This is a genomic window from Clostridium sp. N3C, from assembly GCF_900095445.1.
In the GTDB taxonomy this organism is placed as follows: Bacteria; Bacillota; Clostridia; order Clostridiales; family Clostridiaceae; genus Clostridium_AU.
Genome location: NZ_FMJL01000031.1, coordinates 27,062 through 42,479 on the forward strand (window position 1 = coordinate 27,062; position 15,418 = coordinate 42,479).

The following is a 15,418-nucleotide window of genomic DNA, read 5'->3' on the forward strand; positions in this document are numbered from 1 at the left end:
AGAAATACTTCCAGCCGTTTTTCTTACTTTATAGGCCTATTGTTGAATTTGAGCTACCATTTCATCTAATTGTTCTTGAAGTGACTTTGAATAGTCCTTAGCTTCCATAGCTGTTCCGAAAGCTTCAGCTGGTGTCCAGTAACTGTTAAGTACATCCTTCTGAGAAGTAGCAAACTTACTTTGTTCTGCTAATGCTGCTAAAGGAAGATTTGCCTTAACTTCGTCACTTTCAGCAACTTTTACGTTTGATGGTCCCATTGCTCTCTTCTGGAATCTTAAAAGCTGATTTTGTTCGTTAGTTAACCATTCAGCTAATTCCATAGCTTCTACTGGATTCTTAGTTTGTGCTTTTACACCAACTAGTTTGTAACCTGCAAAGCTTCCCATTTGAACCTGTTCTCCTCCACAAGTAAATGTTGGAAGTTTTGCTGCTCCAAAGTTATCTCCTAACTTTTCCTTTATAGCATCTGCAACCCAAGTACCGCAAACACCTGCTGCTATTGTATCGCCTATTCCACCAGGTAATACTTCGTTAGCGTCACCAGTCATGAAGGCTTTATCAGCTGTAAATGCCTTTATAGCTTCTGCAGCCTTAAGTCCCTTTTCGTTGTTGAAATCACAAACTTGCTTTCCGTCTTTTATTGATAATGTACAACCTGCTCCTAAGAAGAAGGAAGCTATGTACCATCCATTTGATACATCCATGAATACTTTCTTATTAGCCTTGTTAGCTGCTGCTAAAATACCGTCTAGTGTCTTAGCATCTTCATCGCTTACAACGCTCTTGTCATAGTACAAGAAATATCCGTTATCAGCAGTCATTGGATAAGCATATAATTTACCATCTATTGTAGCTGCTTCTATTGAACCTTCAGAGTTAGCTGAGATAATTTGATCCTTATTTCTAGTAATTTCATACAATGCACCTGCATTATATAAGTCCCAAATCTGGTCATTTGAGAAAGCAAAAACGTCAGCTGCAGCTGCTGGGTCTTCTAATACCTTACCTTTAGCATCAGCTTCACTTACAACACCAAAAGAAATGTCATACTCTTTATCCTTATGAGCTTCCTTAAAGGATTCAACCATTTCCTTTAATAATGCTTGGTCATCTTGTGCTCCCCAAACCTTTAATGAAACTTTTTTAGAACCACCCTTGTTGTCACTCTTTGCATTGTCGTCCTTCTTATTACCGCATCCTGCAAGTAATGTTGTTGACATTGCAGCAGTAAGAAGCAAGGCCATTGCCTTTTTTGAATTTTTCAACATAATATTCCCTCCATTTTTATCATTATTTATTATTTAAAAATCTCCTTCGAGATTTTTTTTACAAATTAATCTAACAGAATTACCTTTTAGTAACTTGCCTGGAACTATTAAATGTTGAGAAAACTTCTTGTTTCGAATGCTCTTAACTAATAGATCCACACTTTTTTTGGCTATATCCATAGAAGGTTGCTTAATAGTTGTAATAGTCGGATTATAAAACCAAGCCTGTTCAATGCCATCAAAACCTATAATAGATATATCTTCAGGCACTTTAAACCCATTATCTATAGCACATTTTGCAATGCCTATAGCCATAACATCCGACATAGCAAATACTGCTGTAATCATTTTCTTTCGCTTCAAAAACTTGGCCATATTTTCATAAGCAGATGCACAGGAAAACTTGGACTCTAAATACATATTTTCCTTATCAAAGAACATACCTCTCTCTTCAAAAGCCTCAAGTACACCCTTATATCTGCTATATATCAAATCCTTCTGATAAATAGCTCCTCCTACAATTAAGATGTCTTTGTGGCCTAAATCAAGAAGGTAACTAACAGCGCTTTTAGCCTCCAGTTTATCGTCAATAGATACGCTGCTAACGCCTGAAACATCACAGCCACTAGCACTAGAAGTTGCATATACACAAGGACTGTTTAATTTATGTAGTTCCTCTTCTCTGTCTACGGCACTACCTCCTAAAAAGATAATGGCAACTGCTTTCTTTTCTTTTATTAACTGACTTGCATATCTTATCTCGTTTTCCTCTTCATCTATGTAACTAACTACGGGAATATAACCTTTAGCTTCTACACATTTTTGCAACTCTATAACCATATCATGAAAAAAAGGATTAAATGTACCTTTTACAATAATACATATTATTTGGGAAGTAACTTGTTTTAAATTTTTTGCGTTAGAGTTAGGAACGTAATTGCATTTTTCAATCACTTCCATAACCTTAGTTCTAGTTTCTTGACTGACACCATAACAATTATTAATTACTCTAGATACAGTTGCTACGCCAACTCCCGCAATCCTCGCTATGTCCTTTATAGTATAGTTGCTCATCCCTTCACCTAGCTTCTATTGAAAGGTAACGTTACCAAGATAAAGTAGGAAACGTTTCCGATATATAAATAATATCATAATTACAAAACAAAAACAATAGTTTCGTTAATAATTTATTAATATTTTATTTTTACTATTTTTGCTTTATTTTCCCATTGCAAAACTATTATATGCTTTATAAACGAATAGATTTCCATTTTTCCAAATATGATAAAAATTTTTCTACCTTCTTTCCAAGAAATAATAAAAATTTTTCTACCTTCTTTCCAAGAAATAATTATATCATTTATTTCTTGGTTAATGGTTTTTATAGTAGGTTCTCATCATATGCTCTCCAGTATACATGGAAAAATTTTGATATTTTTAATAATATCAAGTCTCCGGACAGGATCATCTTGATTTCGCTATTTTAAGGCTTTGTAACCATGAATTACAAACCTTTATCCAAAACTATTTCCTTAATTACCTTTCCATCCAATCCTTTAATCCTAAAAACATTGTCTTTTAAGACTCCATAACTATTAGGACTACTTTCCTTGGGTATAGACACAGAACCAGGATTTATTATGTATATGTGGCCTCTTTTTTCTGCCCTTGGTACATGGGTATGTCCATAGATTAAAAGGTCCCCCTTACTTAAGTTAGGTATATTATCAGCATTATAAATATGTCCATGAGTTAAGAATAATCTTCTTCCTTTGTATAGAATATTAGAGTAATCCGCCATTATAGGAAAGTTAAGCATCATTTGATCAACTTCACTATCACAATTGCCCCTTACCGCTATAATCTTATCCGCATAATTATTAAGAAGATTTGCTACTTCCTTTGGATAATAATCCTTTGGTAGCGGATTTCTTGGTCCATGGTACAATATATCCCCTAAAAAAATAATATGCTGGGCATTTTCATTATGGAAGCTTTCTATAGCCTTATGGGCATAGAATAAGGAACCATGGATGTCTGATACAAATAGTAACTTCATAAAGTAAATACATTCCTTTCTTATGTTTGTAATAGTATTTATATTTTATAGCAATAATATTATTACTGAAAATATTATTTATATTATCTAAATTTAATTTTTTCTCTTGAAATTCCTTCTTCTTATCTGTTTAACCTGCTACTGCTCAGCAATTTCTTCTAGACTGGCTAACTCTTTTCCATATTAACTAAATATTCCCATCAAAATATGTGATTTATTTTGTAATGCCACAAAACGTTCAAAAAGTTTCCATGTGCACCACAATTATATAAATATCATAAATTTCATAACAATGCTACCTTTAAAAATAATTGAAAAGGAAAAGCTCTATAGATTTGCTTTCTCAAATCTATAGAGTCTTCCAAACATATAAGTAACAGTGAGTATTCTAAGACAAATCAACCCACTTATCCTTTGCCTTTTTTACATCCTTTTCTGATAGATTTGTTTCCTCCATTATTTTCCCCATTCCAATGCCCTTATCAATCATTTCTTTTGCCTTTTCCATTGCTTTTTCATGTTCACCTTTTTTCATTTTTTTACTTTCACTCATAGAAGGCAACCTCCCTTTTTATTAAGCTCTATAAATTAGTCTATCCTTATATAAACTTTTTATTAGATAATCTAGTAAACCTTCATATTTGCATAATTCAATAAAACTATTTATTCCTTGCCATTATTATCTTGTGAATATATAACTTTTTACTATAATGCTTTATTAAAAAAAAGTGTTGACGTATATATCTATACCATCAACACTTCTTTGAAACAAAGCAACACGAAATAAAAACTAATATCAAATACCATTGTCCCTTTCTATATATACTACAATATTTTCATTTTCTTTGGCTGCTCTCTCTAATAGATTGATAATCCTTTCTCCATAGGAACCTAAATTATCTACCATCGGTCTAATATTATATAAGGTAATTTTTTTAGCAGAAGAGTCTTCCAGAAGGCAATCCCATAAAGCATCTAAGTTTTCGCCATAATAATCAGGCAAGGATAGTTTTTCTTTCAAATAAGCATGAGCTACTGCCCTATCTATCATCTTTTCTCCATTTAATTTAATCTCTCTCATATATACACCTCTCTAATACAACCTTTGGAAAGTTTTATAGTGATCATTTGTATAATAAATAAGACCGTCATTGGAATATATCAATCGCTCAGCTCCACGATAACCACCATTATAGTTTATATCACATTCATAGTATATTCGGCCTTCCGCTTCCGGCAATAAACTTTCATAGTTGCCAAAAACATCTCCACCGATAGACTTTTTATCCGTCACCTCCCAAAGGTTACCTTTAGAACTATCCCAGCCAGACTTTTGGGCTTCTTTTTTAGTAATATAATTAGGAGGTAGTTCCTTAAATTCATGAATATAAGCTGCTACTTCATCCTTAGAAGTATAACTTTGTCCCTTCTTAACTTTAACCTTAGTAGTGTCAGTTTTACTCGGTGACTGCTCCTTATCAGTGGGACTTTCATTTGTACTCTCTTGGGAAATAGATTGATTTATGCCAGGTGACCGCGGAGTAGTTATCTCATCAGTTACTTCACATCCTGCAAAAAGGAATAAGAATATAATTGTAAATATTCTTATTAACCAATTACTCCATTTTTTATTTTTTATCATATATATTCTCCTCTATGTTTTTTGATTATTATAGCCATAATAATTAATTATTACAATTGAATATCTGTATTTTTAGTTTAAAACTTATATCCTTTTTTATTATTTAGACTATAGAATGCTAATTGTGTTAAAATTATTTTGGGTGATAATTTTTATGATAAAAAAAGCAAATATTTTAATAGTTGAAGATGATAATGAAATAAATAATATGCTAGCCTTACTTCTTAGCAAAAACGGTTATAATGTAAGACAAGCCTATTCAGGAACTGAAGCTAAGCTCTACCTAGATCAGATGGAATTTCACTTGGTATTACTAGATTTGATGATACCAGGTGTAAATGGTGAACAGTTGCTTTTAGATATTAGAGCTACTAATCAAATGCCTATAATCGTTATTACAGCAAAGCTAGACAAGCAACTAAAATTAGACTTGTTAAGAGCAGGAGCAGATGATTATATTATAAAACCCTTTGACTTGGATGAAGTATCTGCAAGAGTATATTCAAATATAAGAAGATATCTAGAGTTTAGTAATGGTAATAACTCAAGCGAAAGGCTTACCTACAAGGATATAGTTATGTATAAAAACACTAAAGAGGTTTGGGTAAATAGCAAGCTTGTAACCCTCACTGCTAGAGAGTTTGCCATCTTAGAGCTGATTCTCAGCCATCCGAAAAAGGTATTTACTAAAGCTAATCTATTTGAAAGTGTCTGGGGTGATGAATATTTAGGGGATGATAATACGGTTAATGTTCATATTAGCAACCTTAGGCATAAGCTTACCAAGGCTAATCCTAATGAGGAGTATATAGAAACCATTTGGGGAATGGGTTACAGGATAAAGGGATAAACTTAAGGTTTTCTTAAGGATTTCTTTAACTTCTCTTATGCGTTGCTTTGTAAGCTTATAATATAAAACTTACTACTGTATAAGGGAGGTAATCTAGTGGAGAATATTATTTTGAAAAGCTATAATTTAAGTAAAACCTATAATAAGATTAACGCATTGGAAGATGTTAATATCACTATAAAGAAGGGGCAAATATACGGTTTTATAGGTCAAAATGGAGCTGGAAAAACTACTCTCTTTCGAATAATATCTGGCCTTTCCTTTCAAAGCAAAGGTGCTCTTGAACTCTTTGGCGAAAGTGAAGGGAGGAAGCTTGAACTAGCACGAAGGAGAATGGGTTGTATTATAGAGTCCCCTGTATTTTATCCTTTCAAAACCGCTTACGAGAACTTAGAAATAGACAGAATACAGAAAGGTATTCCAGGAAAGGAATGCATAGAAAAGGCTTTGACCATGGTAGGTTTAGATAAAGTAAAGAACAAAAAGGTACGAAACTTTTCTCTAGGCATGAAGCAGCGCTTAGGTATTGCCATGGCACTCTTAGGAGATCCAGAATTTCTAATTTTAGATGAACCTATCAACGGTCTAGACCCTACAGGCATTGTGGAAATACGTGAGATTCTCAAAAAGCTAAATACAGAGTATGGCGTTACCATTCTCATATCAAGCCATATTTTAGCAGAACTCTATCAGTTAGCTAACTGCTACGGAATTATTCATAAGGGTAAGCTATTAGAAGAAATCACTGCTGAAGAATTAGCAAACCGCTGTCAAAAGTTTTTATATATCAAAGTTGATGATGTAGCAAAAGCATCGGTAATAATCGATAAAAAACTGAACAGCTCAAATTTTAAAGTATTACCTGGCAACATTATAAGGCTCTACGACTATTTAGATGCGCCAGCAAAGGTTTCTACCACCTTAACTATGGCTGGTATAGCTGTAGAACAAATCACTCCAATGGGTGATGATTTGGAAACCTACTTTTCAAAATTGATAGGAGGTGGTAGCAATGCTTAGTTTGTTAAAGGCTGAATTTCATAAGCTAAAAACAAGCAAAATATTCTGGCTTATGGTACTAGCAGGAGTAGCTCAAGGTATAGCTGGTCCCATACTTTCCTATATATTAAGAACAAAGTCCGGAGAAGATATGCTGCTATTTTCCATTCAGATACAGCAATTCTTAGTATATATGCCTATACTAGCTATTTTCGCATACTTTATTAGCAGTGAATTTCACACCGGTAGTATAAAAAATTTAGTTACCTATGGCCATAGAAGAAGGAATATAATTATTGCAAAAAGTATAGCCTTCTATGTAGGAACAGTAATTATTAGTTTTGCTTTCCCCCTTGTAATTACCTTAATCAACACTGTTATAAACGGATATGGAAGGTCCTTTGATTTACAAGCTCTTTTACTTATTTTACGGGTGACCTTTTTAATGACCTTAATATATATTAGTATGGCCAGCATAATTGTAATGTTGTGCTTCCTAACTAAAAATGCCGTTGCTCCTAGTGTTATATTTTATCTTTTTGATACAGTATGCAGAGTAGGCCAAGCATTATCTATGAAAAATAACACAGTAAAAGCGATCTATGGAAAAACAGTCTTCTATCAGCTAAATACAGCAACCTTAAGAAATATTAATTTTTCACAGGGGCTTGAAGTAGTAGCAATATGCTTGATTACAATAACACTTTCAACAATAATAGCTATGGCTGCCTTTAATAAAGCAGAATTAAAGTAAGGAAAGGATCTGGTAAGTAGTGATTTTGCTTATAATTATCTTATCCCTGGCAGTAATCATTTTACTTGCCAGACTCTTATATATAGAACATGAAATTATAGATGCAACAAATCAACTAAAAGAATTTAATAAAAATAAATCAGATAATAAATTGACCGTTGGACTTTTAAACAAGAATTTTGAGAAACTTGCCTGGGCAATAAACGAAAATATTGAAATAAGAAAACATGCTGAAGCAAGTAGACTTAAAACCGAAAGAGCTCTAAAAAGCGCCATTGCAGATATGTCTCACGACTTAAGAACGCCCCTTACAACGGTAATTGGATACTTACAGTTTATGAAGAAGGATAACTCTACTGAAGATGAAAGAAGACAATATCTTAATATAGCCTATGAAAGAGCCAAAACTTTAGAAGATTTGCTAAATGACTTTTATACCCTGTCCTTAATTGATTCTGCAGAATATGAAATTAATCTTGAGAAATTAGATTTAAGCAGAGCTTTAAAGGAATCTTTAGTAGATAAGCATAATGAATTTCTAGCAAGAAATCTGGAAATAAGCTTTCAAATACCGGATAAGAGCCTATATATAATCGGTGATAAGCAATCCCTTGATAGGGTTATTGGGAATTTACTAAACAATGTTCTAAAATACGCCAAGAGTAGAGCGGTTATATCTTTAAAGGCAGAAGAAGATATAGTTACTTTAAAAATTAATAATGATGTATCAAATTTAACTCCTAATCAATTAGAAAGATTTTTCGATAGATTCTATAGAGCGGATAATACACGGTCAGAAAAAGGCTCAGGATTGGGTTTGGCAATTTCTAAATCTCTTATAGAAAAAATGGGCGGCAATATTAAAGTGTCAATGGTTGGAGATATGCTAAGTATGTGCTGTGAATTCAAAAATTATAAAAAAATATAATATAAAAGGGTATTATTGTTATAAAAACATAGCCTCAGACTTTTTTGTGAAGGTCTGAGGCATTAAAATTTATTCATTTCTAACTAACAGGTTTTTATAAGTTATCTTCACTTATAAGACTTTTTAGCTCATTACTTGATTTTTTAATGTTTTCTACCGCTTTATACAAAATATCTATATTAGACTTATTCTCTTCTGTAGTAGCTGTTAACTCTTCCGCAGAAGCAGTATGTTCTTCTGAAATCGCCGCCATACTTTCAGTTTCCTGACGTATATCAGAGAACAGCATCACAGTATTATTTAATCTATCAATACCCTCAGATAAATATTGATCAATATTATTAAAGGAATCTTGTATTTCTTTGAAATTGTCACTTACCGCTCTTGTAATTTCCTTTCCTTCTTTAGTTACCTTATTTCCTTTATTAGCTTCATCAGAAACCCTTTCTGTTATATCCCTTATTTCCTTTAAGATTTCATCAATTTCTTTTACTATTTCTCCGCTTCCTTCTGCTAACTTTCTTACTTCCTCTGCCACCACAGCAAAGCCTCTACCGGCCTCTCCTGCTCTTGCTGCTTCTATAGATGCATTAAGAGCTAATAAATTGGTTTGATCAGATATTTGATTTATTTTAGAAAGAAATTCAGTAACTCTATTCATTCTATTGCTAAGTTCTTGAGTAGCTATATAGGAATTAGTGGCTACTTCATCAATAATCTCCATTTGCTTAGACATACTGTTGATTTTTTCATATCCTTTTAAAACAACAGTATTAGTATTTCTTGATATCTCTGATAATTCTTTGTTAAAACTATTAACCTCTGATATTTTTTGGTCTGCCTCATTCATCATATCACTAATTTTTGAAATGCTCTTTGTTTGTGTTAATATACCCGTTGCCATCATTTCCACTTGTGCAGACATATTATTGCTTATCTCATGTATAGCACCTAAATTATTATATGAATTATATCATTGTCCAATGCAGAAGTATTTTTACTGATAACTTTAATGGTTTTGCCCATATTTTCCAGAAGAGCTTTTGCTTCATTTTCTTTATTATTAGCATCTTGAATCAGTTCACTTCCCCATTTTGTAACATAAAACAAAATTATAGAAGCAAATGCTATACATAGCAAACCAAGTATATAAACATCAGAATCATAGCCTTGATTTACAAAATAAATATAGCTTAAAACACCAGAAACGCCTACCCCATATATTATAATAATCCATTTCCTAAAATATATTGCCGCAGCACTTATAGCCAAACACCCCTCTGCTATGGCTACTGAAGGCCTACTAACCATAATGGCAGAAAAGTGCATAAATACGGACAACAAAAATATCCATTGAATAATTTCTTCATTATTTTTTTTACTTTTTAACACCAAGGATAATACTACGCCAAAAATTAATGCTATGGTTGGAGCAAGTGTATCAAATATACCCAACAAGCCAAAGGGTAACATTACAAATATTCCAAAAACCATAATTTTAAATACAGCTTTATTAACTTTTGATAAATATGTCTCCATGTTCTTATACCTCCTCTTTAGTATATATAAATCTCATTTATACACTATCTCAACTCTAAATCTATAGTCGTTATTCGATATTTTTCATCTTTTTCTACACCTCAATTTCTATTGTAATTCTCTTTTCATACTGATGTCAAATTATTATAAAGAAGAATAAGATTATGATCATCTAATCTCCACTTATAAGCACACCAAATACAAGTAATTCTTTACAAACAAAAGGACTGTGGTGTTAGAAATAAAATTCTAATACCACAGTCCTTATATTATTTTGAAGTAATCTTTAACCAAGCATCATTATATGCCTTTCTAAAATCACCAAGATCTATATAAACCTCGGACTTTTCAATTACTTCTTTATCTGGATATGCAGACTTATCATTCTTTACTTCATCGTCAAGCAATTCTAAGGTTGCCTTATTTGGTGTAGCATAACCAATATAGTCTACATTCTTCTTATTAACCTCCGCATCAAGAAGATAGTTCAAAAACTTTTCTGCCTCGGCCTTATGCTGTGCATTCTTAGGAATAGCAAAAACATCAAACCATAGATTTGTACCTTCTTTAGGTATTACATACTCAAATCTATCTGGCTCTTGCTGTTTTAGTACAGCAGCATCACCGGAATATATAACAGCTATATTTCTCTCACCACTTAGCAAGGAATCCTTAACCTGATCCCCTATATATACAGCATTTAATTCGTTACGCTGCTTAACTAACTCTTCTGTAGCCTTGTCAATTTCCTCTTGACTTGTAGAATTTAAAGAATAGCCAAGTCTTTTTAAGGATACACCTATTGAATTTCTCATGTCATCAGACATAAAGATATCATTCTTATATTTAGAATTCCATAAATCATCCCAACTATCAATATTATCTGTTATCTTTGTTTTATCATATATTATGCCTATTGTTCCCCACAAATAAGGTATTGAATATTTATTTTCAGGGTCATAGGACATATTTTTATAGGTATCATCTATATTTTTATAATTAGGTATGTTATCAAAGTTAATCTCCTGAACAAGGTCTTCCTTAATCATTCTCTCAAGCATATAGTCTGATGGCACAATAAGATCATATGCTGTAGTTTCTGACTTTACCATCTCATACATTTCTTCATTAGTAGCATAAGTCATATAGTTAACCTTTATACCAGTTTCCTTTTCAAAGTCCTTTAAAATGCTTTCATCAATATACTCTCCCCAGTTAAATACATTAATTGTAACCTTGTCTTTGTCGCTGCCACAGCCAGTAAATATTGATGCTGAAACTATGAGTGTAACAGCTAAGGATAAAAGTTTCTTAACTCTAGTCATCTACCTTACCTCTCTTCCTTTCATTTTTAATTAAGTCCTTTTTATTTGCAAGAAATATAAGTATAAAAATAGATATAAACATCAAGGTTGATAGGGCATTTATTTCAGGGCTTACGCCTCTTCTTGCCATTGAATAAATTTCAATAGACAAGTTTGTTACCCCAGATCCAGTGTTAAAAAAGCTTATTACAAAATCATCTATGGACATTGTAAAGGAAATTAGAAATCCTGCCAAAATACCTGGTGCTATTTGAGGCAATATAACCTTCCTTAAGGTATAAAAAGGTGTTGCACCTAAATCCTGAGCCGCCTTTACCAAATCATCAGGCATTTGCTTAAGCTTTGGAAGTACTGAAACTATAACATAGGGTGTGGAAAAAACCACATGAGCTACTATAAGTGTTTTAAACCCAAAGGTTAATCTAAAAAATATAAATAAAGTCATTAAAGAAATTGCAGTAACTATATCTGGGTTCAATACTGGTAAATAATTGATATTTAGTACAGCCTTCTTCTTCCATCCAGTCATTTTATCTATTCCTATAGCACTTATAGTTCCTAAGATTGTTGAAACCAGAGAGGAAACAACTGCAACAAGTACAGTATAGTACAAAGCCTTTAAAATTCTCTGATTATCAAAAAGGGATACATACCATTTTAAAGAAAAACCTTGCCAGCTTGCTGAACTTTTTCCGGAATTGAAAGAAAAAATTATCAGGAATACTATTGGAGCATACAAAAATATATATGCTAATGATAAATAAATTCTTTTAGCCCACTTGCCTACCATAGTATTCCACCACCTTCCTTCTCATCCTTATCTTCATATTTTGAAAGTATAGCCATAGATATAAGTATAATTACCATCATCAAAATTGATATAGCAGATCCAAAATATCTATCTCCTACAGTAGTAAACTGAAGTTCAATTAAGTTACCTATAAGCATATACTGTCCACCGCCAAGGAGCTTTGATATTACAAAGGTTGAAACCGCTGGCATAAATACCATAGTTATACCGGACATAACCCCTGGTATACTTAAGGGAAAAATTATTCTTCTAAAAATCACAAACTTGTTAGCTCCAAGATCCGCCGCAGCCTTTATAACATTTTGATCTATTTTTATAAGCACTGTATATATAGATATAACCATAAAGGGTAAAAAGTTATATATCATACCAAGAACAACAGCTGTATCTGTATATAATATATTCATAGTCGGAAGACCTATAGCTTTAAGAATAGTATTTATAATTCCATTTCTTCCTATGATAGACATCCATGCATATGTTCTTAAAAGAAAGTTCATCCACATAGGAACAATTAAAAGTAACATAAGTAAAGTTCTGTACTTTGGGTCCAGCTTTGAAAGAATATATGCTATAGGATAACCCAAAATAAGACATAATACAGTAGATATAGCTGCCAGCTTAACTGAATTATAAAACACCTTCATATAGTTAGGTTGAAAAAGCTTCTCATAATTTTCTAAAGTGAAAGCACCACCACTGTTAGTAAAACTAAAGTAGAGTATAAGAAATAGAGGAACAACAATAAAAATTATACTCCATACAATATAAGGATATTGAGCTATTGATTTGCTTTTTTTCATTCCATATCCCTAGCCTTTCTCATGATATGGATATCCTCAGGATATATGTTCATACCAATCTTTTCATCAATTTTAACTTGCTTAGTATTGTGTATGAGCCATTTTTTATTGTTTGCTTCCACCTCAATTTCATAGTGAACTCCCTTAAAAATAACAGAAGTAACTATACCATTAATCATACCTTTGCCATATTCCTCAAGCTTGATATCTTCAGGTCTTATTACAACATCTACTTTTTCATCCTTATCAAACCCCTTGTCTACACACTGGAACTCTCTGCCTTCAAAAGAAACTCTATAATCATCATGCATTATACCGTCAAAAATATTACTTTCCCCTATGAACCTTGCCACAAATTTATTTTTAGGTTCATTGTAAATATCCTCCGGTGTTCCTATTTGCTGAATCCTTCCTTTATTCATAACCACAATAGTATCGGACATAGTTAAAGCTTCCTCCTGGTCATGAGTAACAAAAACAAAGGTTATTCCTAAACTTTGTTGGATTCTTTTTAATTCAAGCTGCATTTCCTTCCTAAGCTTTAAGTCTAAAGCTGCAAGAGGCTCGTCCAGTAACAAAACCTTAGGTTCATTTACTAAAGCTCTAGCTATGGCAACTCTTTGCTGCTGACCACCACTTAAAGAGTCTGTCGATCTTTTTTCATAACCTTCAAGATCAACTAGCTTAAGAATAGCCTTCACCTTTTCTCTTATTTCCTTCTCAGGAATCTTCTTTATTCTAAGGCCAAAAGCCACATTTTCATATACATTCATATGAGTAAATAGCGCATATCTTTGAAATACAGTATTTATCTGTCTTTTATGAGGAGGAACTTCATTAATAACCTTACCTTCAAATATTACGTCTCCATTGTTAGGTTCTTCAAAACCAGCTATTATATTTAAGGTTGTTGTTTTTCCACAACCACTAGGACCTAATAATGTTACAAATTCATTCCTTCTAATATATAAATTCAAATTATCAATAACGGTATTGTCACCATACTTTTTGGTTATGTTCTTAAGATCTAAAATTATATCTTTATTAGAATCCTGCAAATTAAACACCTCTTTCATAAACTTTAAAAGGATGGGGGCGTACTAACCCAAATAACTTTGGCATTGCTCTTTCCACTATTAGATATATAATGATTAATGTTAGGTTTAAAGTAGAAACTTTCTCCCTTCTTAACCTTATATTTCTTACGACCTAAGTGAAGTATTATTGAACCTGATAATACATAGCCAAATTCCTCACCCTCATGGGGCTCATCTTCAACATATTGTCCGCCGGGTTCAAGGGTGATTAGAATTGGTTCCATAGAGTTTTTCTGCGCATTAGATACTAACCAAATTAAATTATATTTTAGTTTTTCATCAGCCTTTTCAAACATATCATCCTTCACAAAAACTACTTTTTCTTCCTTTTCCTCCCTAAAAAACTCATTTAAGTTTGTTCCTAGGGCATCTAATATATCCTTTAAAGTTGCTATAGAAGGCGAAGTTAGGTCTCTTTCCAATTGAGATATAAACCCCTTAGATAGTTCACATCTATTGGCCAATTCTTCTTGAGTAAGCTGCTTTTCAATTCTTAATCTTTTGATCTTCTCTCCAATTTGCATACTCCACCTCTTAAATTATATTGAGCAATAAGTTTACTAATACTAATCTTCATCATTATAAATTTAGAGTTTAGATTTACTAAACTCACAATATATAATTATACAATTTTTTATTAGGAAATCAATAGGGATTTTTATTTTTTTTAGCTGTAATTATCTTCTCCTTTCAATGCATCCTCCAAGCCCATGAAAACTTACTGCGATACCAAAGCCTTATACATAAAACCACTATTTAAATTCTCTCATAAAAATCTAGTTTTAATTATTCAATTTCAGTTATTAAATTCCTAATTAAAAAATAAAAAAGCCCTTGGAATCAAGAGCCTTCAACCAACACTTTAGCTATTTAAGATATAATTTTGCCTCCAACTCATTTGAGATAGCAATATTATATATGTAGACATTACTTATTTCTATAGCAAATAGATTTTCCATATGTTCAGATAAATTTAATTTCTCGAACTTTTTATGATATTCCATTACATAATCTCTAATGTTTCCAATGTCTGGTTGAGCATAATAGTTTTGCGCCTCTTTAGGAATATCATAACTTTTTGTCAGTACCTCAGGGAATATTCTGCCACCAAACAAATCTGCAATAAATCTAACATAAGCATAAGTTGAAATCAACTCTGGATGCTCTTTATCTATTTCATGGATTCTTGCTACACAGGCTTGTGTAGAAGGTAACAATTTCATTTCAGATAGTTTATCTCCAGCCAGCACTTCTAAATCCTTCTTTATCAATTCAGCTCTATATAATTCTTTAGTGGCAAAGTGTTTAATACCTTCATGATCTAAATGTTTCTCAATAGTAT

The 15,418-nt window shown here is 32.3% G+C and carries 18 protein-coding genes; 4 read left to right on the plus strand and 14 right to left on the minus strand.

The features are described from left to right. Positions 1-36: 36 nt before the first annotated feature. The 6 genes from N3C_RS09345 to N3C_RS09365 form a co-directional block, all read right to left on the minus strand. Positions 37-1,269 (minus strand): extracellular solute-binding protein, encoded by a 1,233-nt coding sequence (locus tag N3C_RS09345; protein ID WP_074365768.1) that lies wholly within the window; start codon positions 1,267-1,269, stop codon positions 37-39. A 33-nt stretch (positions 1,270-1,302) separates the two neighbouring features. After that, positions 1,303-2,343, minus strand: a complete 1,041-nt coding sequence (locus N3C_RS09350) for a LacI family DNA-binding transcriptional regulator (RefSeq protein ID WP_074365769.1) — start codon at positions 2,341-2,343, stop codon at positions 1,303-1,305. Between the two features lie 430 nt (positions 2,344-2,773). After that, positions 2,774-3,328, minus strand: coding sequence for a phosphodiesterase (gene yfcE, locus N3C_RS09355; RefSeq protein ID WP_074365770.1), 555 nt, complete (start codon positions 3,326-3,328; stop codon positions 2,774-2,776). Positions 3,329-3,716: 388 nt separating this feature from the next. Next, entirely contained in the window at positions 3,717-3,881 is a 165-nt protein-coding gene (locus tag N3C_RS15055) for a hypothetical protein (protein WP_178377801.1), read from the minus strand. A 243-nt stretch (positions 3,882-4,124) separates the two neighbouring features. Then, complete coding sequence (locus N3C_RS09360) at positions 4,125-4,409, minus strand: barstar family protein (protein ID WP_074365771.1); 285 nt, start codon at positions 4,407-4,409, stop codon at positions 4,125-4,127. A gap of 12 nt (positions 4,410-4,421) precedes the next feature. Continuing rightward, on the minus strand, positions 4,422-4,970 hold the full coding sequence (locus N3C_RS09365) for a ribonuclease domain-containing protein (protein ID WP_074365772.1): 549 nt from the start codon (positions 4,968-4,970) through the stop codon (positions 4,422-4,424). Positions 4,971-5,124: 154 nt separating this feature from the next. Between N3C_RS09365 and N3C_RS09370 the strand changes: the two genes are divergently transcribed. The 4 genes from N3C_RS09370 (at position 5,125) to N3C_RS09385 (ending at position 8,501) form a co-directional block, all read left to right on the plus strand. Continuing rightward, the gene (locus N3C_RS09370) at positions 5,125-5,820 is read left to right on the plus strand and encodes a response regulator transcription factor (protein WP_074365773.1); all 696 of its coding nucleotides are present in this window, start codon (positions 5,125-5,127) and stop codon (positions 5,818-5,820) included. Between the two features lie 96 nt (positions 5,821-5,916). After that, complete coding sequence (locus tag N3C_RS09375) at positions 5,917-6,840, plus strand: ATP-binding cassette domain-containing protein (RefSeq protein WP_074365774.1); 924 nt, start codon at positions 5,917-5,919, stop codon at positions 6,838-6,840. Next, positions 6,833-7,573 carry an ABC transporter permease gene (locus N3C_RS09380; protein WP_074365775.1) on the plus strand — a complete coding sequence of 247 codons (741 nt, stop codon included), beginning with the start codon at positions 6,833-6,835 and terminating at the stop codon, positions 7,571-7,573. The genes N3C_RS09375 and N3C_RS09380 overlap by 8 nt, the downstream gene beginning before the upstream one ends. Before the next feature lie 25 nt (positions 7,574-7,598). Continuing rightward, positions 7,599-8,501 carry a sensor histidine kinase gene (locus tag N3C_RS09385; protein ID WP_373432804.1) on the plus strand — a complete coding sequence of 301 codons (903 nt, stop codon included), beginning with the start codon at positions 7,599-7,601 and terminating at the stop codon, positions 8,499-8,501. 94 nt (positions 8,502-8,595) lie between these two features. Here the strand turns inward: N3C_RS09385 and N3C_RS14740 are convergent, their stop codons facing one another. From N3C_RS14740 to N3C_RS09420, 8 genes are all read right to left on the minus strand, one after another. Then, entirely contained in the window at positions 8,596-9,426 is an 831-nt protein-coding gene (locus N3C_RS14740) for a methyl-accepting chemotaxis protein (RefSeq protein ID WP_083604501.1), read from the minus strand. Positions 9,427-9,452: 26 nt separating this feature from the next. Continuing rightward, entirely contained in the window at positions 9,453-10,040 is a 588-nt protein-coding gene (locus N3C_RS14745) for a hypothetical protein (protein WP_083604502.1), read from the minus strand. Between the two features lie 269 nt (positions 10,041-10,309). Beyond that, positions 10,310-11,365, minus strand: coding sequence for an ABC transporter substrate-binding protein (locus N3C_RS09395; RefSeq protein ID WP_074365777.1), 1,056 nt, complete (start codon positions 11,363-11,365; stop codon positions 10,310-10,312). Then, positions 11,358-12,155: an ABC transporter permease gene (locus N3C_RS09400; protein ID WP_074365778.1), complete on the minus strand. Its 798-nt coding sequence runs from the start codon at positions 12,153-12,155 to the stop codon at positions 11,358-11,360. Before N3C_RS09400 ends, N3C_RS09395 begins: the two co-directional genes overlap by 8 nt. Beyond that, positions 12,149-12,979: an ABC transporter permease gene (locus N3C_RS09405; RefSeq protein ID WP_074365779.1), complete on the minus strand. Its 831-nt coding sequence runs from the start codon at positions 12,977-12,979 to the stop codon at positions 12,149-12,151. Before N3C_RS09405 ends, N3C_RS09400 begins: the two co-directional genes overlap by 7 nt. Beyond that, on the minus strand, positions 12,976-14,037 hold the full coding sequence (potA, locus tag N3C_RS09410; RefSeq protein WP_242944072.1) for a spermidine/putrescine ABC transporter ATP-binding protein: 1,062 nt from the start codon (positions 14,035-14,037) through the stop codon (positions 12,976-12,978). Before potA ends, N3C_RS09405 begins: the two co-directional genes overlap by 4 nt. 23 nt (positions 14,038-14,060) lie before the next feature. Then, positions 14,061-14,600 carry a helix-turn-helix domain-containing protein gene (locus N3C_RS09415; RefSeq protein ID WP_074365781.1) on the minus strand — a complete coding sequence of 180 codons (540 nt, stop codon included), beginning with the start codon at positions 14,598-14,600 and terminating at the stop codon, positions 14,061-14,063. A 342-nt stretch (positions 14,601-14,942) separates the two neighbouring features. After that, positions 14,943-15,418, minus strand: a 476-nt coding sequence (locus N3C_RS09420) for a biliverdin-producing heme oxygenase (RefSeq protein WP_074365782.1), incomplete at its 5' end; no start/stop codon positions are given.